Annotated in this window: 23 protein-coding genes; 7 read left to right on the forward strand and 16 right to left on the reverse strand. The window is 70.9% G+C overall.

The features are described 5' to 3' along the window. Positions 1 to 62: 62 nt before the first annotated feature. From ABH926_RS00820 to ABH926_RS00830, 3 genes are read left to right on the forward strand one after another with little or no spacing between them, the layout of a single operon-like run. Positions 63 to 1,052: a hypothetical protein gene (locus ABH926_RS00820; RefSeq protein WP_370363265.1), complete on the forward strand. Its 990-nt coding sequence runs from the start codon at positions 63 to 65 to the stop codon at positions 1,050 to 1,052. A 55-nt stretch (positions 1,053 to 1,107) separates the two neighbouring features. Next, positions 1,108 to 2,712, forward strand: a complete 1,605-nt coding sequence (locus ABH926_RS00825; RefSeq protein ID WP_370363266.1) for a DNA-3-methyladenine glycosylase 2 family protein — start codon at positions 1,108 to 1,110, stop codon at positions 2,710 to 2,712. Further along, positions 2,709 to 3,209, forward strand: coding sequence for a methylated-DNA--[protein]-cysteine S-methyltransferase (locus ABH926_RS00830; RefSeq protein ID WP_370363267.1), 501 nt, complete (start codon positions 2,709 to 2,711; stop codon positions 3,207 to 3,209). Before ABH926_RS00825 ends, ABH926_RS00830 begins: the two co-directional genes overlap by 4 nt. A 23-nt stretch (positions 3,210 to 3,232) precedes the next feature. On the opposite strand, the gene ABH926_RS00835 is transcribed toward ABH926_RS00830, so the two are convergent. The 13 genes from ABH926_RS00835 to ABH926_RS00895 form a co-directional block, all read right to left on the reverse strand. Continuing rightward, on the reverse strand, positions 3,233 to 4,537 hold the full coding sequence (locus ABH926_RS00835) for a DUF5919 domain-containing protein (protein WP_370363268.1): 1,305 nt from the start codon (positions 4,535 to 4,537) through the stop codon (positions 3,233 to 3,235). A gap of 78 nt (positions 4,538 to 4,615) precedes the next feature. Further along, positions 4,616 to 5,476, reverse strand: a complete 861-nt coding sequence (locus ABH926_RS00840; protein WP_370363269.1) for a GNAT family N-acetyltransferase — start codon at positions 5,474 to 5,476, stop codon at positions 4,616 to 4,618. Between the two features lie 161 nt (positions 5,477 to 5,637). After that, on the reverse strand, positions 5,638 to 6,807 hold the full coding sequence (ispG, locus tag ABH926_RS00845) for a flavodoxin-dependent (E)-4-hydroxy-3-methylbut-2-enyl-diphosphate synthase (protein ID WP_370363270.1): 1,170 nt from the start codon (positions 6,805 to 6,807) through the stop codon (positions 5,638 to 5,640). A gap of 147 nt (positions 6,808 to 6,954) precedes the next feature. Continuing rightward, a complete protein-coding gene (locus ABH926_RS00850) occupies positions 6,955 to 7,089 on the reverse strand; it encodes a hypothetical protein (RefSeq protein WP_370363271.1) in 135 nt (44 codons plus the stop codon). Between the two features lie 96 nt (positions 7,090 to 7,185). Beyond that, the gene (locus ABH926_RS00855) at positions 7,186 to 8,415 is read right to left on the reverse strand and encodes an RIP metalloprotease (protein ID WP_370363272.1); all 1,230 of its coding nucleotides are present in this window, start codon (positions 8,413 to 8,415) and stop codon (positions 7,186 to 7,188) included. A gap of 51 nt (positions 8,416 to 8,466) precedes the next feature. After that, the gene (gene dxr / locus ABH926_RS00860; RefSeq protein ID WP_370363274.1) at positions 8,467 to 9,684 is read right to left on the reverse strand and encodes a 1-deoxy-D-xylulose-5-phosphate reductoisomerase; all 1,218 of its coding nucleotides are present in this window, start codon (positions 9,682 to 9,684) and stop codon (positions 8,467 to 8,469) included. Between the two features lie 125 nt (positions 9,685 to 9,809). After that, positions 9,810 to 10,442, reverse strand: coding sequence for a DUF6758 family protein (locus tag ABH926_RS00865; RefSeq protein WP_370363275.1), 633 nt, complete (start codon positions 10,440 to 10,442; stop codon positions 9,810 to 9,812). A 127-nt stretch (positions 10,443 to 10,569) separates the two neighbouring features. Then, positions 10,570 to 11,073, reverse strand: coding sequence for a MaoC family dehydratase (locus tag ABH926_RS00870; protein ID WP_370363804.1), 504 nt, complete (start codon positions 11,071 to 11,073; stop codon positions 10,570 to 10,572). A gap of 392 nt (positions 11,074 to 11,465) precedes the next feature. Continuing rightward, on the reverse strand, positions 11,466 to 12,272 hold the full coding sequence (locus ABH926_RS00875) for a hypothetical protein (protein ID WP_370363276.1): 807 nt from the start codon (positions 12,270 to 12,272) through the stop codon (positions 11,466 to 11,468). A gap of 116 nt (positions 12,273 to 12,388) precedes the next feature. Next, on the reverse strand, positions 12,389 to 13,255 hold the full coding sequence (locus ABH926_RS00880) for an alpha/beta fold hydrolase (RefSeq protein WP_370363277.1): 867 nt from the start codon (positions 13,253 to 13,255) through the stop codon (positions 12,389 to 12,391). A 121-nt stretch (positions 13,256 to 13,376) separates the two neighbouring features. Beyond that, entirely contained in the window at positions 13,377 to 14,570 is a 1,194-nt protein-coding gene (locus tag ABH926_RS00885) for an acyl-CoA dehydrogenase family protein (protein ID WP_370363278.1), read from the reverse strand. A gap of 1 nt (position 14,571) precedes the next feature. Next, the gene (locus ABH926_RS00890) at positions 14,572 to 15,537 is read right to left on the reverse strand and encodes a CoA ester lyase (protein WP_370363279.1); all 966 of its coding nucleotides are present in this window, start codon (positions 15,535 to 15,537) and stop codon (positions 14,572 to 14,574) included. Between the two features lie 127 nt (positions 15,538 to 15,664). Continuing rightward, entirely contained in the window at positions 15,665 to 16,618 is a 954-nt protein-coding gene (locus tag ABH926_RS00895; protein WP_370363280.1) for a DMT family transporter, read from the reverse strand. A gap of 268 nt (positions 16,619 to 16,886) precedes the next feature. On the opposite strand from ABH926_RS00895, the gene ABH926_RS00900 reads away from it, so the two are divergent. The 4 genes from ABH926_RS00900 (at position 16,887) to ABH926_RS00915 (ending at position 20,108) form a co-directional block, all read left to right on the forward strand. Continuing rightward, on the forward strand, positions 16,887 to 17,474 hold the full coding sequence (locus ABH926_RS00900) for a hypothetical protein (RefSeq protein ID WP_370363281.1): 588 nt from the start codon (positions 16,887 to 16,889) through the stop codon (positions 17,472 to 17,474). An 89-nt stretch (positions 17,475 to 17,563) separates the two neighbouring features. Continuing rightward, the gene (locus tag ABH926_RS00905; RefSeq protein ID WP_370363282.1) at positions 17,564 to 18,598 is read left to right on the forward strand and encodes a DUF3533 domain-containing protein; all 1,035 of its coding nucleotides are present in this window, start codon (positions 17,564 to 17,566) and stop codon (positions 18,596 to 18,598) included. 69 nt (positions 18,599 to 18,667) lie between these two features. Next, on the forward strand, positions 18,668 to 19,681 hold the full coding sequence (locus tag ABH926_RS00910) for an adenosine deaminase (protein WP_370363283.1): 1,014 nt from the start codon (positions 18,668 to 18,670) through the stop codon (positions 19,679 to 19,681). Positions 19,682 to 19,721: 40 nt separating this feature from the next. After that, on the forward strand, positions 19,722 to 20,108 hold the full coding sequence (locus ABH926_RS00915; protein WP_370363284.1) for a PPOX class F420-dependent oxidoreductase: 387 nt from the start codon (positions 19,722 to 19,724) through the stop codon (positions 20,106 to 20,108). A 48-nt stretch (positions 20,109 to 20,156) separates the two neighbouring features. Here the strand turns inward: ABH926_RS00915 and ABH926_RS00920 are convergent, their stop codons facing one another. From ABH926_RS00920 to ABH926_RS00930, 3 genes are read right to left on the reverse strand one after another with little or no spacing between them, the layout of a single operon-like run. Then, positions 20,157 to 21,248: an ABC transporter ATP-binding protein gene (locus ABH926_RS00920; RefSeq protein ID WP_370363285.1), complete on the reverse strand. Its 1,092-nt coding sequence runs from the start codon at positions 21,246 to 21,248 to the stop codon at positions 20,157 to 20,159. Then, the gene (locus tag ABH926_RS00925; protein ID WP_370363286.1) at positions 21,245 to 22,435 is read right to left on the reverse strand and encodes an ABC transporter ATP-binding protein; all 1,191 of its coding nucleotides are present in this window, start codon (positions 22,433 to 22,435) and stop codon (positions 21,245 to 21,247) included. Before ABH926_RS00925 ends, ABH926_RS00920 begins: the two co-directional genes overlap by 4 nt. Next, positions 22,432 to 23,361, reverse strand: coding sequence for an ABC transporter permease (locus ABH926_RS00930; protein ID WP_370363805.1), 930 nt, complete (start codon positions 23,359 to 23,361; stop codon positions 22,432 to 22,434). Before ABH926_RS00930 ends, ABH926_RS00925 begins: the two co-directional genes overlap by 4 nt. Positions 23,362 to 23,400 lie beyond the last annotated feature (39 nt).

The raw sequence follows: 23,400 nt of genomic DNA on the forward strand, positions 1-23,400 counted from the left end.
CACGCCTTCAACAGCGCGTAAAGACCCTCCCGTATTCGCGGCGGGCGGGTTACCGTGCCGATATGGCTGCGAAGACCCGGAACGACGTCCTCCGGGTGAATATGGACCCGGCGCTCGGCGATGTGGCGCTGGCCGAGGCGCGGGACGCACTGGCATCCGGGGACTGGGGACCGGCGCGGGACGTCCTGGCCGAGACGCGCAGTGCGGTCGACGGACCGCAGTGGGACCGGCGCAGCCACCGGGTCCGCGTGCTGGCCGAAGCGGTGGCGAACTCCTCCTGGGTGGAGCGCTGGCAGGTGCTGGAGCCGGTGAACCCGGACGCCGCGCTACTACGGGCCCAGGTGGAGACGGTCCGCGCGCTGCGGGCGTCGCTGGCCGGCGGCCCCGGCCTGCCCGAGACCGCGGCCGAGGCCCTGGACCTGTGCACGCACGCCGCCGAGATGGCCCCGACGGACCCGACGCCGTGGGTGGTCATGCTCACACTGGCGCGCGCCGCGGACCGCGGACGCCGCGGCGGGCACGACGAGTTCTGGCAGCGCTGGCAGCAGATGCGGACGCTGGACTCCTTCAACCGCGACGGCCAGCATGAGGCGCTGATGTATCTGTTCGGCGCATGGTGCGGCTCGCACCAGGAGATGTACGACTTCGCTTATTGGCTCGCCGGCGAAGCCCCGCCCGGATCTCCCCTGGCAGCACTCCCCCTGGTGGCGCACGCAGAAGTCTTCAGGACCGCGAACCTGGGAGTCCCCCGACAGCGCCAGGCGCCGCATGCGCACTGGTCGCGTGATCTGGTCACCGCAGATGTGGACCGCGTCCTGCACAGCTGGCTGGGCTCGGCGATAGAGCCGCACGCGCAGGCCGACCTGGACCGGAACTACCTGCTGCACGCGATGGTGTACTCGGGCCTGGTCGACACCGACGAGACCCGGGCCCTGTACGACGCCATCGGCTCGCACGCGATGCGCGTGCCGTGGTCCTACACAGGAGACCCGGCGGCCACTTTCCTGTACTGGCGCGACCAGGCGTTCCACGCGGATTCCGCACGTCGCTGACGGCCTGGTCCGAATCCCGCTAGTAGTACGTCCTTCCCTGCGCGAGACTCGAAGCATGCCGGAACATGCTCTCCTGGACGACTTCGACACTTACTATCGGGCCGTAGCCAGCCGCGACACGCGGTTCGACGGCCGCTTCTTCACCGGCGTCACCACCACCGGCATCTACTGCCGGCCGATCTGCCCTGCCCGCACGCCCAAGCCGGAGAACGTGCGGTTCTTCCGGGTGGCCGCGGCCGCCGAGGCCGCCGGGTTCCGGACCTGCCGCCGCTGCCGGCCGGACAAGGTGCCGGGCTCGCCGGACTGGAACGTGCGCGCCGACCTGGCCGGCCGGGCGCTGCGGCTGATCGCCGACGGCGCCGCCGACCAGCAGGACGGGGTGGCGGCGCTGGCCCGCACGCTGGCGGTCAGCGAACGGCACCTGCACCGGGTGCTGGTCGCCGAACTCGGCGTCGGGCCGCTGACCCTGGCCCGCTCCCGCCGCGCGCAGACCGCCCGCCTGCTGCTGGAGTCGACGGCACTGCCGGTCTCGGACGTCGCGTTCGCCGCCGGCTACGGCTCGATCCGCCAGTTCAACGACTCGGTCCGGGAGGCGTTCGGCGCCACCCCGAGCGAGATCCGCGTGCGCTTCGGCAGCGGCGCGGCGGCGGCCGATCTGGCCGGGAGCGCGGTGGACGGGGACGGGGCGCTGACCCTGCGGCTGACCTACCGGACCCCGTTCGACTTCGGCGCGCTGCTCGGCTGGTTCGGGAACCGCGCGGTGCCGGGCGTCGACGAGGTGGTGGGCTCGGGCGCCGGGGCGGTCTACCGCCGCGCGCTGCGCCTGCCGTACGGCACCGGCCAGGTGGAGCTGCGCGACGACCAGGGCGTGGTGCACGCGCGGCTGGTGGTGGACGACCTGCGGGACGTCGCGGTCGCGGTCCGCCGCTGCCGGGACCTGCTGGACCTGGACGCCGACCCGGCACAGGTGGACGCGGTGCTGGCCGGGGACCCGGCGCTGGCGCCGCTGGTCGCCGCGCGGCCCGGGCTGCGCGTCCCGGGCGCGGTCGACGGCTTCGAAATCGCCGTGCGCGCGGTGCTCGGCCAGCAGATCAGCGTGGCCGCCGCTCGCACCATGACCGCGCGCCTGGTCCAGCGGTTCAGCGCGGTCGAGCTGGCCGCCGAGGCCGCACTGGTCCCGGAGTCGGCCGCCCCGGCAAGTCACTTTGTCGACAAGGCCGACAAGAAGGCGGACCTCACCCCCTTCCCGCGCCCCGAGACCCTGGCCGCCGGCGACTACGAAGGCCTCGGCCTCACCCGGCGCACTGCCTCGACGCTGCGCGCCCTGGCCACCGCGGTGGCGAGCGGCGACCTCACCCTGGACCGCGGCGTGGACCGTGCCGAGGCGCGCGCCAAGCTGCTGGCCGTCCCGGGCATCGGCCCCTGGACCGCCGACTACGTCGCGTTGCGCGTGTTCGGCGACCCCGACGCCTTCCCGGTCGGCGACCTGATCGTCCGCCGCCAGGCCGAACGCCTCGGCCTGCCCGGCACCGAGAAGGCCCTGCTGGCCCACGCCGAACACTGGCGCCCCTGGCGGGCCTACGCCGCCCTGCACCTGTGGGCCGGCGCGAGCGACCCCGTCACCGAACGAGCTGAAGGAACCGAGGGAACAGAACAGTGAGCACCCTGACCTACACCACCATCCCGACGCCGGCGGGCCCGTTCACCGTCCTGGCCGGCCCCGACGACACCGTCCACGCCGCCGGTTTCACCGCCGACCCGGCGTTCCTGGCCGGCATGCTGGGCGCACCGACGCCGGAGCAGGGCCCGCACGACCGCGTGGCCGAGCGCGTGGCGGCCTACTTCGCCGGCAACCTGGCCGCGCTCGACGACGTGGCCGTCGCCTACCGGCCCACCGGGCCGTTCCGGACCGCGGCCTGGGACGCGATGCGCGCGGTCAAGGCCGGCGACACCATCAGCTACACGCGGCTCGCAGCCACGGCGGGGAACCCCGCAGCGGTCCGGGCGGCCGGGTCGGCGTGCGCGTCCAACGCGATCGCGCTATTCGTGCCCTGCCACCGCATCGTGCGTAGCGACGGCTCCAGCAAGAACTTCCTGTACGGCCTGGAGTGCAAGGCCACGCTGCTGGCGCACGAGAAGCAGCACGCGGGGGTCTGAGCCTCGGAGTCCACAGTCGGAGCTCAGAGCTCGGCGGCCGGTCGGTCGCTCATCTGCGTGGCCTGTTTCGGGAGGAAGCCGGGTGGCATCTCACCGACCGGTGCCACCTCGAACAACACCTGGAACCCGACCCCGTACTTCTCCTCGATGCTGTGTCCGATCGGTCCGCACTCCGCCCACGGGAGCAACCGCATGGCGCGGAACTCCGCGGGTTCGTGCTTATACGCGGCCAACTGCAAAGGCTCCCCGCCGCCGACCCTCGGCGCGACCGTCCACGCGACCGGGTTCTCCCGGGGCGAGGCCAAGCCGAGGAACACCACGCCGCCGTATTCGACCCAGGCAACGTGCTCTGTGCGTCGGCCCACAGTGAGCGTCCCGTAAAGGTAGTCGACCATCTCGACCGTGTCCGCGTCCTCCCGGATGTCCCGGAAGTGGTCGTTCACGATCTTGCCCAGCTTCTCCTTCAAGGCCACGTCCACATGTGCGCTCTGTTCGGACGCCGTCCTTAGCGAATAGAACGCTATGGCCGCCCTGTCATCCACCCTGTAGTAGGCACAGGCGGGGGTCGCGTTATAGAGCTTCACCAACAGCTTGCCCCGCGCCCCTTCCGGCAGGTCGTTCCGGATCCGGTTCAGCAGAGCCAGATTCCGCGAGACCCCAGCGGAGACGATGCCCTCGCCCCTCAGGTCCGTGCTGCGCTGCCGTGCCGCGTCAGAGGTCGGATCCAGCAGCAGGATCTCCACCCGCACCTCGTTGTCCGCGGCCAGAACGTGCCGCAGAGCGGCGACGCAGCGGAGCCGCTCGTCCGCCTCGTCGCCCTCCGCGGTGGTGTCGTCCAGGACGTTGCTGGACGTGTCCATGATCCGCACCAGGTCGTCGCAGCGTTCCAGCCGCTCTATGAACTTCAGATAGGGGAAGCGCTCGTAGCCGGTCATCGGTGCGTATTCCGCGATGCTGCCGAACTTCTCGTTCGCGAAAGCACGGATCGCCAGGAACACCGGCGACAAGAAGAACGCCACAAGCAGGGCGCCGGCCACGTCACCGGTGACCCCGCGGAAGAATTCCTTCCACTGTCCCTTGTCCGGATGCACCCACGCCATCGTGAGCGTGATCGCCACGGTCGCCAGCAGCACCGACGACGACCAGGCCACCAGCGCGCTCATCCGCCGCTGCCGCAGCCGCCTCACCCAGCCCGGCTGTCCCTGCGGGGCGTCGGCGGGATCGCGCTCCCGGTCCCGGTCACGCTCCCCCTCCCGGTCCTCGTCGCGTCGGGCCGGAGCGAAGCCGTTCTCCGGACTGGGGAACTCTTGGCGGATCGCCTTGGGCATGACCACCCCCTTCGGTGTCGGGAATCGCCCATCAGAGCATTCCCAAACCGGTAGCGAGTGGAACAAGTCAGAACAATGTCAGAACAGAATCGACGCGAAAGCGCCGACCTCCTCGAAGCCGACTTTGCGGTACACGGCGCGGGCCGGAGCGTTGTAGTCGTTCACGTACAAGCTCACGATCGACGCGAAATCGCGCAGCGCGTACTCCACGACCGCCGCCATCCCGGCCGCCGCGATGCCCTTGCCGCGCAGCGCCGGATGCGTCCACACCCCCTGGATCTGGCACGCCTGCTCGGTCACCGCGCCGATCTCCGCCTTGAACACCACGTGCCCGTCCTCGATCCAGGCGAAGGCCCGGCCGGCGTGAACGAGTTCGGAGACGCGCGCGCGGTAGGAGTTGCCGTTGTCGTCGCCCACCGGCGAGACCCCGACCTCTTCGGTGAACATCGCTATGCAGGCCGGCAGCAGCGCGTCTATCTGGTTCGGCGTCACCGGCTTCACCCGGAAGTCCGGCTCGACCGCCGGGGAGGAGCCGCGGATCTCCATGAGCGGCTGGCTGGAGCGCACCTCGCGGGCCGGGCCCCAGGTCGGCCGGACCTGTTCCCACAGCGCCATCGCGGCCTCGGCCGGGCCGACGATCGAGGAGCAGCGGCGGCCCTGGCGCCGGGCGCGCTCGGCGAAGGCGCGCACGGCCTCCGAGCCGGCCTCGACGGGGACCAGGTTCGCCCCGGAGTAGCACAGCGCGTCGAGCTTGCCGTTCACCACGTGGCCCCAGACCTCGCCGCCCAGGCGCCAGGCGTCCAGCCCGGAGGCCTCGACCCGGGAGGCCACGAAGACGTTCGCGACCGGATCGCGCGCCAGCAGGGCGCGGACGTCGGCCAGATCGGCCACGCCCAACAGCCTGGTGCTGGTCCCGCGGACCCTCGACAACACGCTCATCGCACGATCACCAGTTCACTGTACGTCGCGGAAATGGCCGCGCACCGACCATGCGGCTATTCGGTGCGCAGCCGTGACCGGAAAACGCTCTACAGGGGCTCGGAGAACTCTCTGGAGACGCTCCCCAGGGCCCCATATAGGACGGTACTGGAAGCCGGGCCTTAAAGCGCGGCGTTCACAGACTCCACGATTTCACCGGTCTCGGCGTCGATCTCCAGGCCCATCTCCGAGGCGATCTTGAAGGCCTCCTCGATCAGCGTCTCCACGATCTGCGCCTCCGGCACGGTCTTGATGACCTCGCCGCGCACGAAGATCTGGCCCTTGCCGTTGCCCGAGGCCACACCGAGGTCCGCCTCGCGCGCCTCGCCCGGGCCGTTCACCACACAGCCCATGACCGCGACCCGCAGCGGCACCTTCAGCCCGTCGAGGGCCGCGCTGACCTGGTCGGCGAGCTTGTAGACGTCGACCTGGGCCCGGCCGCAGGAGGGGCAGGAGACGATCTCCAGGCCGCGCTGGCGCAAGCCCAGCGACTCCAGGATCTGCTGCCCGACCTTCACCTCCTCGACCGGAGGGGCGGACAGCGAGACCCGGATGGTGTCGCCGATGCCCTCGGCCAGCAGCGCGCCGAAGGCGACCGCGGACTTGATGGTGCCCTGGAACGCCGGCCCGGCCTCGGTGACGCCGAGGTGCAGCGGGTAGTCGCAGGCCTCGGCCAGCTGCCGGTAGGCGTTGATCATCACGACCGGGTCGTTGTGCTTGACCGAGATCTTGATGTCCCGGAAGTCGTGCTCCTCGAACAGCGAGCACTCCCACAGCGCGGACTCCACCAGCGCCTCGGCGGTGGCCTTGCCGTACTTCTCGTACAGCCGCTTGTCCAGCGAGCCGGCGTTCACGCCGATCCGGATCGGGACGCCGGCGGCCTTGGCCGCCTTGGCGATCTCGCCGACCTTGTCGTCGAAGGCCTTGATGTTGCCCGGGTTCACCCGCACCGCGGCGCAGCCGGCGTCGATCGCGGCGAACACGTACTTGGGCTGGAAGTGGATGTCGGCGATCACCGGGATCTGCGACTTCTTCGCGATCATCGGCAGCGCGTCGGCGTCGTCCTGGGACGGCACCGCGACCCGCACGATCTGGCACCCGGCGGCGGTCAGCTGCGCGATCTGCTGCAGCGTGGCGTTCACGTCAGCGGTGAGGGTCGTGGTCATCGACTGCACGGAGACCGGGGCGTCCCCGCCGACGGGGACGGAGCCCACCATGATCTGGCGGGACTTGCGGCGGATGGCAAGCGGCTTGGTCGGGAGTGCGGGCATGCCCAGCGCGATGGCGGTCAAGGTCTCACCGTTCCGTGAATGGTTTTCTACTCGCGCACAACGCTACGGCACGTTGGCGAGAGCCCCGTACCCACCGCGAGATTTTCACTCGGCCTTCACCGGCGCCATGGTGGCGCAGGTCACAGCTATCGCGGGGACGCCCTGTCGTCAATGCCCGAGGACGGCGAGAAGCCCGACCTCCGGGGCCGGCACGCCGGGCTGCGCCAGGGCGCGGAAGTCGGTCTCGACCGCGGCCAGGTCCAGGTCCGCGTACCCGGCGATCTCGGCAACGGTGACAGCCATGCGGCGAGGCTGGTCGAGCCGACCGACAGCAAGCCGCCCGGCGCCGAAACGGCGCCGGGCGGCTCGGAAAGGGCAGGTCAGCTCGGGAAGTACGGCTCAGCTCGGGAAGCGCAGCGGGTTGGTGATGTCGGCGGCCATCAGCAGCAGCGACAGGCCGACGAACAGCACCAGGAAGGTGAACGCGGCCGGCATCAGCTTGTTCAGGTCCACGCGGCCCGGGTCGGGCCGGCCGACCAGCTTGGCGACCTTGCGGCGGCCGGCCTCGTACAGCGCGATCGCGATGTGCCCGCCGTCCAGGGGCAGCAGCGGCAGCAGGTTGAAGATGCCGATGAACAGGTTGATGCTCGCGATGTACTGCAGGAAGCTCGCGTAGCCGCCGTCCTTGATCACGCTGCCAGTCAGGCTGGCCATGCCGACCACGCCCACCGGGGCGTCCGCCGAGCGCGGCTTGTCGCTGGTGGTGGCCTGGAACAGCTTGGGGATCGAGGCCGGGATGTTGACCAGGCCGGTCACCGAGCCCTTGGCGTAGGACCCGAAGGTGCTGAAGCCGTCGCCCGCCGCGCTGATCGGGCCGGGGTGCTTGGTGACCACCGGCGGCGCCTGGATGCCGATCATCAGGCCGAGCTGGACCTGCTTGGGGTCGGCCGAGACGTTGCCGACGGCCGGGGTGATCGTGGTGGTGTGCTGCTGGCCGTCGCGCACGTAGGTCACGCTCACCGGGACCGGGGCGCTGGTCGGCTTGTTGTCGCTGCCGAGCGAGGGCTCCCCCTTGTGCAGCTGGTCGGTGACGTCGGTCCAGCTGTGGGTCGGCACGTTGTTCACCGCGACGATCTTGTCGCCGTTCATCAGGCCGGCGGCCTTGGCCGGGCTCGCGGCGTCGCCGGTGCCGCAGTCGCCGGCCGTCGTCTTCAGGCACTGGGTGACCGTGCCGACCGTCCCGGACAGGTCCCGGGTGGCCACGCCCCAGGTCAGCGGGACGATCAGGAGCAGCACCAGGGCGATGATGAAGTGCACGAGCGAGCCGGCCGACAGCGTCAGCAGCCGCCAGCCCAGCGGCTTGCGGTAGAAGGCCCGCGGCTCGTCCTCCGGGTCGATCGGCTCCAGGTCCGTCATCCCGATGATCTTGACGTAGCCGCCGGCCGGGATCGCCTTGACGCCGTACTCGGTCTCGCCCTTGCGGAACGACCAGATCCGCGGCCCGAAACCGACGAAGAACTCGGTCACCTTGCCGCCGGCCTTGCGCGCGCACACCATGTGCCCGGCCTCGTGCAGCATGATCGATGCGATGAGCGCGAGGGCGAACAGGATGATGCCTAGCGGGCCCACTTATCCACCTAACGTTGTCGGCACAGGTGCCGGTCGACGCGTGTCGTCTCCTCAGCCGGCCGTCAGTTCGCGTGCCCGCGCACGCGCCCAGGAATCCGCCTCGAGAACGGCCTCCAGAGTAAGGTCCCCACCCTGAGAGCGCCCTGAACCGGAGTGTTCGGCGACCACCCGTTCGATGGTATCGACGATCGCCGGGAAGCGGAGGCGGCCGGCGAGGAATGCGGCCACACATTCCTCGTTGGCACCGTTGAAGACGGCCGGAGCCGTCCCGCCGGTTGCGCCGACCTGCTTGGCCAGCCGGACCGAGGGGAAGGCCTCGTCGTCAAGCGGGAAGAACTCCCAGGTGGACGCCTTCGTCCAGTCTATGGCCGGGGCGGCGCCGGGGATCCGGTCCGGCCAGCCCAGCGCCAGGGCGATCGGCAGCCGCATGTCCGGCGGGCTGGCCTGGGCCAGGGTGGAGCCGTCCACGAACTGCACCATCGAGTGCACGATGGACTGCGGGTGCACCACGACCTCGATGCGCTCGAAGGGGACGTCGAACAACAGGTGCGCCTCGATCACCTCCAGGCCCTTGTTCACCAGGGTCGCGGAGTTGCAGGTGACCAGCGGGCCCATGTTCCACGTCGGGTGCTTCATCGCCTGTTCGGGCGTCGCGTCCGCCATCTCGGCGCGGGTACGGCCGCGGAACGGGCCGCCGGAGGCGGTGACGATGAGCTTGTCGACCTCCTCGGCCCGGCCGCCGCGCAGCGCCTGGGCCAGCGCCGAGTGCTCGGAGTCGACCGGGACGATCTGGCCGGGCTTGGCCCGCCGGGCCACCAGGTCGCCGCCGATGATCAGCGACTCCTTGTTGGCCAGCGCGAGCGTCCGCCCGGACTCCAGCGCGACCAGGGTGGCCTTCAGACCGGCGGCGCCGTCGATGGCGTTCAGCACGATGTCGCACTCGCGGGCGGCCAGTTCGGTCGCGGCCTCGGGGCCGGCGAGGATCTCAGGGATCTGGAACTCGCCGGCGGAGTAGCCGCGCTTCTGGGCCGCGGCGTAGAACGCGAGGTTCAGATCCTGGGCGACACTGGCCTTGGCCACCGCCACCGTGCGCGCGCCGGTGGCCAGTGCCTGCTCGGCGAGCAGCTCCGGGTTCCCGCCGCCGGCCGCCAGGCCGACGACCCGGAAGCGGTCGGGATTGCGGGCGACCAGATCGAGGGTCTGGGTGCCGATGGAGCCGGTCGAGCCGAGGAGGATGATGTCGCGCACGGTGTGGGTCACGTCGGTCATTCTGGCTTACCCCGCGCGGGCGGCGGGCCGGTCGGGGCCGACGGTCACACGAGGTTCACACCGTTGTGCCCATTTCCAAGAGAAACCGCGAACAGCCCGGGCTCCCGCCGGACCCGTCAGAGCCGCTACATCTCCATCAGCCGCGCGGACAGCCCGCCGACCGGGATCCAGTCGATCTCGCTGCCGGCGTCGCGCAGGTCGGTGATCACCAGATCGTCGTACATGAGGTGGGCCGCGTCGTGCGGCCACAGCACGGCCCACAGCCACAGGCCGCCGGCCTCGCCGAGGAACACCGCGCGGTCGCCGGTGTCCGGGACGCACCACATGGACGTGGAGCGGCCCGCGGCGTAGAGCTTGGCGTGCGCGGCCGTCTGCTCGAAGGTGCGGCCGGGGTCGAAGCCGTCCAGGCCGGCGAAGCAGGCCCCGAGACCGACGCCCATCTCCTCGGCGATCAGCACCAGTTCCCCGATGCCGCCGAACGGGTTGGGACCGGCACAGGCCACCGCGGTCGCGCGGGCCCCGGCCTCGTCGCCGGCATAGGCGACCCCGGTGAACTCCCAGCCGGTCGGCAGCGGCCAGGGCATCCACACCGGGACCTGGCTGTTGGCGGCCGTCTCGGCCAGTTCCTTCACGGTGGGGGGCTGCACGGGCTGGAGCGGGTGGATCGCGCCGTGCAGGTCGCACTGCCAGGTCGTGGACAGCAGGCCGGGGGCGCGCACCCGGCTCCCACAGCGTGGGCAGCTGGGCTCGGCCTTCATAGAGACTGACGGTCCTCTCGTCGGCGCCGGTCCGTCAAGCCCCGTCACCCGGATGGCGGGCGGGTCGGGCCGGTGATGGGGCGCGGTTTCGGGCGCGCGCCCCATACCTACCCGTCCCCGGCTCCGGCTACGCCGCCGGAGTCGGGCGGCCGGGCTGCTCGCCGCCCCTGGCCTCGCCGTACGAGCGCTTGGGCACCATCACCTTGCGGCGGAAGACGCAGACCACGGTGCCGTCCTGCTTGTAGCCCTTGGTCTGGACGTACACGATGCCGCGGTCGGACTTGGACTTGGACTCGGTCTTGTCCAGGACCTCGGTCTCGCCGTAGATGGTGTCGCCGTGGAAGGTCGGCGCGATATGCCGCAGCGACTCCACTTCCAGGTTCGCGATCGCCTTGCCCGACACGTCCGCCACGGACATGCCCAGCAGCAGCGAGTAGATGTAGTTGCCGACGACGACGTTGCGCTTGAAGTCGGTCGTCTCCTCGGCGTAGTTGGCGTCCATGTGGAGCGGGTGGTGGTTCATGGTGATCAGGCAGAACAGGTGGTCGTCGTACTCGGTGACCGTCTTGCCCGGCCAGTGCTTGTACACCGCGCCGACCTCGAACTCCTCGAAATACCGGCCGAACTGCATGCTCCGGATCCCTTCCGCCTGGTCGCCGCCGGTCGTCCACCGGTCGGCGCTGCCGCTGTCCCCCGTCATCTTCGCGCAGCAGGCTACTCGCCAGTAGTACGCGGGGCGGTGAGGTCCGCCACGTTCTTGACGAGGTGCCCCGGCTTGATGTGATGCCCGGCGGCGTGACCGACAGCCCATCGGCGGCGATGGCCGCTCAAGCAACGCAGCGGCCTCGGCGGCAGCTCAGCGGCTCGGCGGGCAGCTTAGTCCGGCAGGCTCGTAGCAGCAGCTCAGCTCGGCAGCCCAGCAACCCACCAGGCCTCGGCGGCTCGGCGGCTCGGCAACTCGGTGGCTCGGTGGCTCGGTGGCCCGGCCGGCCCCGGCCACCACCACCGAGCCCGCCGCCGAACTCAGTCCTCGATCTCCCCGTCGCCGGCGTCCTCGTCGGCCACCGACCCGTAGGCCTCCATCTCCCCGGCCGGCATCACCTCGGAGATGTGCGGCGTGAGCTTCTTCAGCAGCAGCGTCAGCTGCTCCTCGCTCAGCACGTCGCCGACCACCGTGGCGTGCGCCAGGTCGCCGATCAGGGAGGCGGCGCGGGACAGGCCGGCGTCGCGGTCCCAGGCGCGGTAGGTGGCGGCGCGGGCGTAGCCGCGGGCCACTCGGGCGGCGCCGACGCGGTCGTGGCGCAGCAGCTCCAGGTCGGCGGCGTCCAGGACCTCGCGGCGGTCCACCTCGAAGATCACGTCGGGGCGCTCCAGGCTGACCCCTATCTGGTCCACCTGCTCGCGCTCCAGGTTGGAGACCGCGGTGATCAGGCCGTTGACGTGGCGGCCGTGCGGGCCGTAGGCCCACCAGCCCGGGACCTCGGCCACCACCAGGAACTCGCGGGTGACGATGGCCTTGGCGCCGATCGCGCTGGAGGGCGTGTAGTGCTCCGGGGCCGGGACGGCCTGGAGCTGGAACAGGCGGAAGCCGCCGTCGATGCCGAGGGAGAGCGTCATGTCGTCGGCGATGCCCAGGCCCGCCTGTGCCGGGTCGGGGTAGACCAGCAGGCCGACCGGGACTTCGGACTTCGGCGAGGCCTCGTCGTCGTCGAGGGACAGCGGGTCGTGGTCCTGCCACGCCGAGGGGATGAACGTGGTCACGCCCCGCTCGAGGGCGTCGCAGAGGTCGACCTTGTGGTGGTCCGGCCCCACGAATCGTGTCCCGTCCATCCTCGCTATGACGTAGTAAGTCGCCACTGTTTACTTCCCGCCCTATACGTTCGCGCTCTTCAACCGCCTCAAGGCACCATCCTGCCGCAACCCGGCCCCGCAGCGGGAGCGACCACTCAAAAACCCAGCGAGCGCACGGCGGTGGCGACGGCGTCCGGCCGGTCGGCGGCGATCAGGTGTTTGGCATCGGGTAACTCTACGACTTCGGCCCCGGGAAACAAGCCCGCGAAATCGCGCTGGCGTTCGACCCAGCGCCGCGCGTGTCCGTCCTCTGCCGCGCCCGCCGCCCCCACCAGCACCTGGACCAGAACCTCGGGAAAGGGGCGCTCGCAGCGCAGCTCAAGCAACTCCACCGCGCTCGGCCGGTACGAGGACAACTCGTTCACGACCGCCGCCGCGACCCGGCTGGACCGGTAGACTGCGCGCCCCAGTTCCCGGTCCGGGTCCCGGTGCGTCGTGCTCGCGCTCTGGTAGACCAGCCGCCGCACCGCCGGGCCCAGCACCTGGTTCAGCCCGAGCAGCCGGGTCCCGCGCACCAGGGCCCGGCCCAGGGTGCGCCCCGCGCCGCCGGGCGCGGGGGTGACGTCCGGCTCGGCGCTGGCGTCGACGAAGACGACCCCGGCGATCCGCTCGGGATGCAGGCGCGCGAACGCCTCGGCGTGGAAGGCCCCGTAGGAGTGCGCGACCACGAAGACCTTCTCCTCGGGCCCGACGCCGACCGCGTCCAGGACCCGGCCCAGCCGCTCGGCCTCGCCGACCAGGGTCTGCGGCGCCGGCCGGCCGTCGTCCCCGTACTCCTGCTGCGACCAGCCCAGGCCCGGGCGGTCGAAGCGCACCAGCCGGTGGTCGGCGGCCAGCATCGGCACCACCGGGTCCCACTCGAACCAGGCGCCGGCCAGGCCCTGGACGAACAGCACCACCGGTCCGCCCCGGCCGTCCCGGACGACGTGCAGCAGCGTGCCGCGATCATCGACGAACCTCACCGCGCCTCCATCCGGCCATGATCCCACGCAAACCAGCCCAAAACCCGAAGCGCCCGGCCTTCCTGAGGAAGCCGGGCACCATGGGGACCGGGTCGACGAGATCGACGAGATCGACGCGGTCCTACTTCGCCTTGTAGTCCTCGAGCAGCCGCCGACCGATGATCATCTTCTGGATCTCGGCGGTGCCCTCGCCGATCAGCAGCATCGGCGCCTCGCGGTACAGCCGCTCGATCTCGTACTCCTTGGAGTACCCGTAGCCGCCGTGGATCCGGAAGGAGTCCTCGACGACCTCCTTGCAGTACTCGGCGGCCAGGTACTTCGCCATCCCGGCCTCCAGGTCGTTGCGCCGGCCGGCGTCCTTGACCTTCGCCGCGCGGACCATCATCGCGTGCGCGGCCTCGACCTTGACGCCCATCTCGGCCAGCTTGAACTGGATGGCCTGGTGCTGGGCGATCGGCTTGCCGAAGGTGGTGCGCTGCTGGGCGTAGGCGGCGCCGAGCTCGAAGGCCCGGACCGCGATGCCGCAGGCGCGGGCGGCGACGTTGACCCGGCCGACCTCGACGCCGTCCATCATGTGCGCGAAGCCCTTGCCCGGGGCGCCGCCGAGGATCCGGTTCGCCGGGATGCGGTAGTCGGACAGCACCAGCTCGGTGGTGTCGACGCCCTTGTAGCCCATCTTCTGGATCTTGCCCGGGACGGTCAGGCCGGGCGCCACCTCGCCGAAACCGGCCGGCTTCTCCACCAGGAAGGTGGTGAGGTTCTTGTGCGCCGCCGCCTCGCCGAGGTCGGTGCGGGCCAGCAGGGCGACCAGGGTGGAGGAGCCGCCGTTGGTCAGCCACATCTTCTGGCCGTTGATGACGTAGTCGTCGCCGTCGGGGACGCCCTTGGTGGTGATCGCCGCGACGTCCGAGCCGAGCGCAGGCTCCGACATCGAGAACGCGGCACGCACCTCGCCCTCTGCCATCCGCGGCAGGAAGTGCTGCTTCTGCTCGTCGGTGCCGTGCTGCTTGATCATGTAGGCCACGATGAAGTGGGTGTTCAGGATCCCGGACACCGACATCCAGCCGCGCGCGATCTCCTCGACCACCAGCGCGTAGGTGAGCAGCGACTCGCCGAGGCCGCCGTACTCCTCGGGGATCATGAGCCCGAACAGGCCCATCTCCTTCATGCCCTCGACGATCTGCGTCGGGTACTCGTCGGCGTGCTCCAGGTCGTTGGCGACCGGGATGATCTCCTTGTCCACGAAGGTGCGGACCGTCGCCAGGATCTCCTCCTGGATGTCGGTCAGCCCGTCGGTCTGCGCAAGGCGTCCCATCTCAGGCCTCCGGGATCTCGAATGAAGTGGTGCGGCTCATCCCGGCGACGCGGCCCTTGCCCGCGATGACCAGCGCCATCTTGCGGGAGGCCTCGTCGATCATCTCGTCGCCCAGCATCGCCGAGCCCTTCTTCCCGCCGGCCTCGGACGTGCAGTAGTCGTAGGCGTCCAGGATCAGCTCGGCGTGGTCGTAGTCCTCCTGCGACGGCGAGTAGATCTCGTTGGCCGCGTCGACCTGGCCGGGGTGCAGCACCCACTTGCCGTCGAAGCCGAGCGCGGCCGAGCGGCCGGCGACCTCGCGGAAGGCGTCCACGTCGCGGATCTGCAGGAACGGCCCGTCGATCGCCTGCAGGTTGTGCATGCGCGCGGCCATCAGGATCCGCATGAGGATGTAGTGGTACGGGTCGGCCGGGTAGCCGGGGATCAGGGCCCCGACGACCAGCGACTTCATGTTGATGCTCGCCATGAAGTCGGCCGGGCCGAAGATGATGGTCTCCAGCCGCGGGCTGGCGGCGGCGATCTCGTCGACGTTCACCAGGCCGGCGGCGTTCTCGATCTGCGCCTCGATCCCGATCTTGCCGACCTCGAAGCCCATGGTCTTCTCGATCTGCGTCAGCAGCAGGTCCAGCGCCTGCACCTGGGCCGCGTTCTGCACCTTCGGCAGCATGATGGCGTCCAGGTTCTGGCCGGCGCCCTCGACCACGGTGACCACGTCGCGGTAGGTCCACTCGGTGGTCCAGTCGTTGACGCGCACGACCCGGGCCTTGCCGGTCCAGTCCCCCTCGTTGAGGAACTTCACGATCGTGTGCCGGGCCTCCGGCTTGGCCAGCGGGGCGCAGGCGTCCTCCAGGTCCAGGAACACCTGGTCGGCCGGCAGCCCCTGCGCCTTCTCCAGGAAGCGCGGGTTGGAGCCGGGGACGGCCAGACACGAACGGCGCGGGCGCTGCGGGCGAGCGGACTGGGACATGGGTGGGTTCCCTCCCGGGGTGGGTACGGACCGCTTGATATAGCCGTCACGTTACTGGCGGGTCACCTAGGGCGTCATCATGACGCGCGCCACTTCCCGGGGCCGTTCTATAGCGGTTCTCCAGCGGTCAGTGCCCGCCCTGCCCACGGTTCGCCGTCACCACGAGCAGCAGCCCGCCCAGAATCAGCACCGCCCCCGGAATCGCCCACAAGGAGGGGATCTGGTGCAGGAACAAGGCGGCGATCAGCGCCGCCATGGGCACCTCGAGCAGGATCGACGTCGAGATGACGGTGGCACTGGTGGTCTTCACGACCCGGTTGAACAGAGTGTGCCCGAGGAACTGCGCCAGAAGGGTGAGCGCCCCGATCTTCACCCACGCGTTGCCGCTGAACCCGACGAGCTCGGACCCGGTCGCGCCGACCGCCCCGATCAGGAAGACCGACGCTGCGCCATAACAAAGAAAGGCGTAGGTCGGCAGCGAAGCCGTCTTCCGCACCTCCCCGCCGATGGTCATGTAGACGGCCGCGAACGCGGCGGCGGTCAACGCCAGCAGATCGCCCTCGAACGCCCGGAACGAAGCGTGGAAGTCCACCCCCGACAACACGATCACCCCGGCGAACGCCACCGCGATCCCGGCGAACGCCCGCCGCGGCACGTGGTGCCCCAGGATCCGCGCCACGATCGCGGCGAAGATCGGCTGCGTCGCGGCGAACGCCGTCGCCGAGGCCACCGACGAGAGCTTCGCCGACGGGGTCCACGTCGCGAAGTGCGCCCCGAGGATGAGGCCCGACACCAGGGCGAGCACGGTGGTCCGGCGCCCGAGGCCCCGCAGCTCGGCCCGCAGGTTCGCGCGCAGCAGGACGTAGGGCGCGAAGACCGCGGCGGCTATCGCGTTGCGCCAGAAGGCGATGGCCATCGCCGGCGCCGCGGCGGCGGCGATCAGCGGCCCGGAGGTGCCCACCGCGGTGACGGCGACCCCGAGCACCGCCACGTCGGCCTTCGGCGGCCGGTGCACGGCCGAGACACGGAGCGGGACCGGCGGCGCCGCCGTCGGTACGGTCGCGGCGCTGTCGGCGGTCACCTGCGGGTCCCGGTCACGTGTAAGCCCCTATCGCGGATGGTGCTCCTATCGGCGATAACAGCGTATCCGCGGGCGCAAGGCGGTCCGGGCGGTGCCCAGAATGCGGGCATCCGGGGCACGGAGGGCGGGCGGCAGCGCGGGCGGCGGCGCGGACAGCGGCAGGCGGGCGGCCCATGCGGCGCCCGAGAGACTTCGTGCCCGGCGATACCCGGCCCCGAAGCGCGGCCGAACAGCCGTCCCGCCGCGCAAGGTATGAGACGCTACGGCCATGCCGGAGAAGACCGCCAGCCAGACCCCGTGGGTGCCCGAGCCCGACTTCGACGCCGCGCTGATCGAGGAGGCCGCCAAGAAGTCCGGGCTGGTGTGGCTGAGCCCGGCGGGCTTGTCCGCGAAGGCCGCCGCCGCGCGCCCCGGCGGGCCGCAGGCGGTCTGGCACGTCTGGCACGAGGGCGCGGTGACCATCGTCGCCGGCGGGGCCGAGCAGCCGCTGCCGCTGTGGGCGGTGCCGGGCCGCGTGGTGGAGGTCGCGATCCGGAGCAAGGACCAGGGCGGCCGCCTGATCAGCTTCCTGAGCCAGGTCGAGCTGGTGGTCCCGGGCACCCCCGAGTGGGGCGCGGCCGCCGAGGCGCTGCACGCCGAGCGTCTGAACCTCGCCGAGGGCGACCAGTACCAGCAGCGGTGGGCCGCGGAGTCGGCGCTCCTGCGGATGCCGCCGCTGGGTGGCGCCGTGGCGCCGGACGGCGGGTCGGGCGCGGCCCGTCCGCTGCCGACGCCGGCCACCACGCTCGGGCGCATGCCGAGGATGATCGGCGGCGTGCCGCGCGAGCAGGAGAAGAAGACCCGCACGAAGAAGTAGCCGGACCCCGCCGCACCCCGCGGTGATCTCGATCACCCGTTCGGCAGAATCCTGGCATTCCGGGCGAGGCGCCGGGTACCGGACCAGGCATGAACCGTGCCGCCCTCGCTGCCGCCAACGCCGACCTCGATGAGCGCGGGCGCAAGGGACGGATCGGCTTCTTCGTCTTCATGGCCCTGCTCATGCAGCTGGCCTTCGTCGTCTCCTACATCGGCGCCCTGCACGCCCCGCAGCCTCCGCACCGCATGCCCGTCGGCGTGGTGGCGCCGCCGCAGGTGGTCCAGCAGTTGCAGAAGACCGCTGACGAGTCCGGCCCGCTGTTCACCCTCAAGCCGCAGGCCAGCCCCGAGGCCGCGACGAACGCGATCACGCACCGCAGCGTGCTCGGGGCCTACCTCCCGGCGGCCGTCGGCACCACCGACCAGCTCCTGGTGACCACGGCCATCGGCCCGGCAGCCCCGCAGGCGCTGACCGTCGCCTTCAGCCGGGCGGCCCAGGCGCAGCAGCACACGCTCCAGGTGCGGGACGTCCTGCCGCCGCACAGCGGCGACGAGGAGGGCCTGGTCCCGTTCTACCTGGTCATCGCCTGGACCGTCGGCGGCTACCTGGCCTCGACCCTGGTCGGCCTGATGGGCGGGATGAAGAGCGCGACGCCCCGCCTGGCGCTGGAGCGCATCGGGATGCTGGCCGTCTACAGCGTGCTCGGCGGCATCGGCGGGACGCTGATCGTGCACACGATCATGGACTTCCTCGGCGGCGGCTGGTGGACCCAGGCGCTGATCGGCATGCTGGTCGTTTTCTGCGTGTCGGTCTTCGCCAACGGCCTGCAGACCTTCCTCGGGCTGATCGGCACCGGCATCGTGATCGGCCTGTTCGTGATCCTCGGCAACCCGTCCGGCGCCGGGCCCTGGCCCCGGAACATGCTGCCGACGTTCTGGCGGGTGATCGGGCCGTGGCTGCCGAACTTCCAGGGCACCAACGCGGTGCGCGGGGTGGCCTACTTCCACTCCCAGGGACTGGGGACGGCGATCTGGGTGTTCGTCGCCTACGCCGCGATCGGCCTGGTGCTCTCGGTCGTCGGAGCCGGCCGGGACAACCCGATCCTGCGCATGAGCGAGCACTGAAGGCAGCGGCGGCGGCCGTCTGACCAGCGGATCGAGCCGGCGCCCCCGGCGTACGGCAGAATCGCGGCCATGCGCGACTTCATCCAGGGCCTACCCAAGGCCGAGCTCCATGTCCACCACGTCGGATCGGCCTCGCCGCGCGTCGTCGCCGACCTCGCGGCCCGCTACGAGGGCGCGACCGACGTCCCGGCCGATCCGGAGCGGCTGGCCGAGTACTTCACCTTCACCGACTTCCGGCACTTCGTCGAGCTGTACCTGAACGTGGTGGACCTGATCCGGACCCCCGAGGACATCAGGGACCTGACCTACGGGGTGGCGCGGGACATGGCCGCGCAGAACATCCGGTACGCGGAGCTGACCTGCACGCCGAGCTCGCACATGCGCCGCGGGATCGACGGGATGGCGTACCTGGAGGCGATCGAGGACGCGCGGGTCCTGGCGCAGCGCGACTTCGGGCTGACCCTCAAGTGGGTCTTCGACATCCCCGGCGAGTCCGGGCTCGAGGCCGCCGAGGCCACGGTGGCGCTGATCGAGGCCCGGCAGCCGGAGGCGCTGGTCGGGTTCGGACTCGGCGGCCCGGAGATCGGGGTGCCGCGGCCGCAGTTCGCGCCGTACTTCGAGCGGGCGCTGGCGCTGGGCCTGCACAGCGTGCCGCACGCCGGCGAGTCCACCGGTCCGGAGACGGTCTGGGACGCGCTGCGGCACCTGAAGGCCGAGCGCATCGGGCACGGCACCTCGCTGGTGCAGGACCCCGAGCTGATCGAGTACCTGGGCGAGCACCGGATCCCGATCGAGGTCTGCCCGACCTCCAACATCGCCACCGGCGTGGTGAAGGACCTGGACCGGCACCCGATCCGGCAGATGGTCGACGCCGGCCTGCTGGTCACGGTCAACAGCGACGACCCGCCGATGTTCGGGACCGAGCTGAACCACGAGTACGAGGTCGCCGCCAAGCTGCTGGGCCTGGACGAGCGCGGCGTGGCCGAACTCGCCGAGAACGCGGTCCGGGCCTCGTTCCTGGACGCCGACGGCAAGCGCGCGCTGACCGCCGAGATCGACGAGTACGCCGCCCGCGCGCGATGATCGGGAATGGCAACACCCGCACGACTAGTTGGGACACCGCATGACGATTGAGATCCCCGCCGAAGCCCTCGCCCTCCTGGAGAAGCCGGTCCTGGTCAACCTGGCCACGGTCCGCCCCGACGGGGCGCCGCAGGTGAACCCGATGTGGTTCAAGTGGGACGGTGAGCTGATCTGGTTCACCCACACCAACCGGCGGCAGAAGTTCAAGAACATCGCGCACGAGCCGCGCGTCGCGATCTCGATGATCGACCCCGACGACGCGTACGGGTACCTGGAAGTGCGCGGCGTGGTGGAGAAGATCGAGGACGACCCCGAGGCCACGATGTTCCAGATCCTGTCGGAGTGGTACGACGGGACCGCCGTCGTCCCGGACGACGCGCAGTACCGGGTCAAGATCGGCGTTCGGCCGACGAAGATCGTGCAGTAGGCACCCGGGCCCGGACTGGTTCTTCCAGACCGGGCCGCTCCTGCCGTCTCAGAGCAACTGCACAGACTCCGCGTAGTGACAGGCCGCCTTGTGCACGGCGTCATCGCTGGTCGCCATCCCGCCCGGGCCGCGGCCGACCAGCAGCGGCTCCTCGTCGATGCACTTGCGCTGCTGCTCGGGGGTCAGGGTCAGGAACTTCGGACACCGGGTCCGGAAGCGGCAGCCGGACGGCGGGTTCGCCGGGGACGGGACGTCGCCCTGCAGCAGGATGCGCTGCCGGGTCCGCTCGCGGCGCGGGTCGGGGATCGGGATCGCCGAGATCAGCGCCTGCGTGTACGGGTGCTGCGGATGGTCGAAGAGCTGGTCCCGGGGGCCGAGCTCGACGATCTTGCCCAGATACATCACCGCCACCCGGTCGGCGATGTGCCGGACCACCGACAGGTCGTGGGCGACGAACAAGTAGGCCAGGTGCAGCTCGTCCTGCAGTTCCTCCAGCAGGTTGATCACGCCGGCCTGGATGGAGACGTCCAGCGCCGACACCGGCTCGTCCAGGACCAGCAGCTTGGGCCGCAGCGCCAGGGCCCGGGCGATGCCGATGCGCTGGCGCTGGCCGCCGGAGAACTCGTGCGGGTAGCGGTTGCCGTGCTCGGGCTTGAGGCCGACGGTGGCCATCAGCTCGTTGACCTTCGCGCGGCCCGCGGTCTTGTCGCCGTACAGACCGTGGATGCGCAGCGGTTCGGCGATGATCTCGTTGACCGTGATGCGCGGGTCCAGCGAGGCGAACGGGTCCTGGAAGACCAGCTGCATGTCGCGGCGCAGGCGGCGCAGCTCGTTCTTGCCCACGGTGGTCAGGTCCACGCCGTCGAACACCACCTGGCCGCTGGTGGCCGGCTGCAGGTGCAGGACCGCGCGGGAGGTCGTGGACTTGCCGCAGCCGGACTCGCCGACCAGGCCCAGGGTCTCGCCGGCGGCGATCTCGAAGGAGATGTCCGAGACCGCCTGCACCACGCCGACCTGCTTGCGCACCAGGCCGCTGGAGCGGATCGGGAACTCCTTGACCAGGTTCTTCACTGTCAGCAGCGGCGCGGCCGTGCTCGCCGGGGGTCCGGCGGCCGCGGGGGACGTGGCGGACGTGCTCACTGCGCGGCTCCGTTCTCGTTGCCCGGCTCGGCGTCCGGGCCGGCGTCCGGGCCCTGGCCCGGCACGGCGTTGGGGTCGGCGTTGGGGTCGGCGTTGGGGTCGGCGTCCGGGCCCTCGCCCGGCACGGCGTTGGGGTCGGTGCTGAAGATGTCCATCGCGCCCTCGTGCGCCAGCAGGTCCGAGTGGTGGCACGCGGCCTCGTGGTCGGCCCCGAGGGCGGGCAGCAGGGCCGGCTCGGACTCCAGACAGATGTCGGTCCGCAGCGGGCAGCGCGGGGCGAAGGGGCAGCCCGGCGGCAGGTTCACCACCGAGGGCGGGGTACCCGGGATCGGGGTCAGCTTCTCCTGGCTGCGCTGGTCCAGCCGCGGCAGTGAGCCCAGCAGGCCCACCGTGTACGGCATGCGCGGGTGGTAGTAGATGCCGTCGATGGGGCCGGTCTCGACCGGCTTGCCGGCGTACATCACCAGGACCCGGTCGGCCTGGCCGGCGACCACGCCGAGGTCGTGGGTGATCAGCACCATGGCGGCGCCGGTCTCCTTCTGCGCCGCCCGCAGCGCCTCCAGAACCTGGGCCTGCACCGTCACGTCCAGCGCGGTGGTCGGCTCGTCGGCGATGATCACGTCCGGGTCGTTGGCCATCGCGATGGCGATCACCACGCGCTGGCGCATGCCGCCGGAGAACTCGTGCGGGTACTGGTCGATCCGCTTGTCCGGCGAGGGGATGCCGACGATCTCCAGCAGGTCCGTGGCCCGCTTGCGCGCGACCGCGTGGGAGACGTCGTTGTGCGCCCGCACCGCCTCGGCCAGCTGCCAGCCGATCTTGTAGACCGGGTTCAGCGAGGTCATCGGGTCCTGGAAGATCATCGCGATCTTCTTGCCCCGGATGTCGGTCATCTCCTTCTCGGTGAGCCCGAGCAGCTCCCGGCCCCGGAAGCGCACCGAGCCGGTGATCTTCGCCGTCTTCGGCAGCAGGCCCATGACCGCCATCGAGGACACCGACTTGCCGGATCCGGACTCACCGACGATGCCCAGCACCTCGCCGGAGCGCAGGTCGTAGGTGACGCCGCGCACCGCCTTCACGGGCCCCGCGTCGCTGGGGAAGGTGACGGTCAGGTCCTCGATGGCCAGGACCGTCTCGCGCGCGGGGCCGGGGACGGCGGGGTCTGGCGCCGGGATCTCAGAGCTCATGCGCGGACCTTCGTCTGGGTCGGGTCTAGGGCGTCGCGCAGGCCGTCGCCGATGAAGTTCACGGTCAGCGCGATCAGGATGATGAACAGGCCCGGGAAGTAGAACAGCCAGCCGCGTCCGCCGGTCGCCGCCGTCTCGCCGGCGGTGATCAGCGAGCCGAGCGAGATGTCGGGGAACTGGACGCCGAAGCCCAGGTAGCTCAGCGCCGTCTCGGTCAGCACCGCGGTGGCCACCAGCAGGGTGAACAACACGATGATCGGACCGGCCACGTTCGGGATGATGTGCCGGAAGATGATCCGCTTGTCGGTGGCGCCCAGCGCCCGCGCGGCCTCGACGAACTCCTTCTCGCGGATGGAGAGCACCTGGCCGCGCACCACACGGGCCGAGCCGGTCCACAGCAGGCCGGCCAGGACCAGAGCCAGCAGCACCCAGTTGTTGCCGAACTTCTTGCCCAGCAGGGCGCCGACGGCCAGGGCTGGGATGGTCAGGAACAGGTCGACCAGGCGCATCATCAGGCTGTCGGTGACACCCCGGTAGTAGCCGGAGACCGCGCCGTAGATCGAGCCGACGACCGAGGCCCCCACCGCCACCACGAAGGCGATCTTCATCGACAGCTGGGTGCCGGCCATCACCTGCGCCATGTGGTCGGCGCCGTTGGAGTCGGTGCCGAACGGGTGCTTGAGAGAGGGGGCCACTGAGAAGTCGTTGGTGAAGTCGTTCGGCCCGTAGTGCCAGATCACCGGTCCGAGGAAGGCGAACAGGAACACCAGGAACAGCACCACCAGCGAGGCCATCGCCAGTTTGTGCTGCCGGAACCGGCGCAGCACCAGCTGCCACTGGCTGCGCGCCTGCACCCCGAACTCGGAGTCGACCGGATCGCGCGAAGCCACTATGTCCTCGCCGCCGGTGGTGACGGCGTCTATCATCAGCCCTGGCTGCTGGCCCTGCTCGCCGAGGAACTCGGC

Source organism: Catenulispora sp. GP43, assembly GCF_041260665.1.
Taxonomy (GTDB): domain Bacteria; phylum Actinomycetota; class Actinomycetes; order Streptomycetales; family Catenulisporaceae; genus Catenulispora.